This is a genomic window from Acinetobacter sp. TUM15064 (genome assembly GCF_008980265.1).
Lineage (GTDB): Bacteria > Pseudomonadota > Gammaproteobacteria > Pseudomonadales > Moraxellaceae > Acinetobacter.
Window position 1 is genome coordinate 1 of the sequence record NZ_BKFU01000183.1, and the last position, 542, is coordinate 542.

The following is a 542-nucleotide window of genomic DNA, read 5'->3' on the forward strand; positions in this document are numbered from 1 at the left end:
AACATACTTACAATAAGTTTTTTATATTTAATGTGTTGCAGCATCCAATCACCTTTAACTTATGCAGATAGTGTAATCAGATTACGTCCTTGCATTTCGGCAGGAACAGGAATCTGCATTAAATTGAGAATTGTCGCTGCTACGTCTGCAAGCACACCACCTTCTGCAATTGTTGCTTGTGTTGGACCAACATAGATAAACGGCACAAGCTCGGTTGTATGTTGAGTATGCACTTGCCCACTTTCATAGTCTTGCATTTGTTCAACGTTACCATGGTCAGCAGTAATGAGCATATGGCCTTTTTTCGCCATAACTGCCTCATAGACACGACCTAAACAAGTATCAACCGCTTCAACTGCTTTAACCGCAGCATCAAATACACCTGTATGACCGACCATATCACCATTTGCATAGTTCACAACCAATAAGTCGTATTCACCTGAATTAATTGCCTTAACCAACTCATCAGTGACTTCATAAGCACTCATTTCAGGCTTAAGGTCATCTGTCGCCACGCTTGGAGACGGAATTACAATACGTTT

General features: G+C 41.0%; 1 protein-coding gene. It reads right to left on the minus strand.

The genetic code is table 11. The features are described 5' to 3' along the window. Nucleotides 1-59 precede the first annotated feature (59 nt). The coding region (locus tag GBI16_RS18325) for an alkaline phosphatase family protein (protein ID WP_171494596.1) at nt 60-542 on the minus strand (483 nt) is incomplete at its 5' end.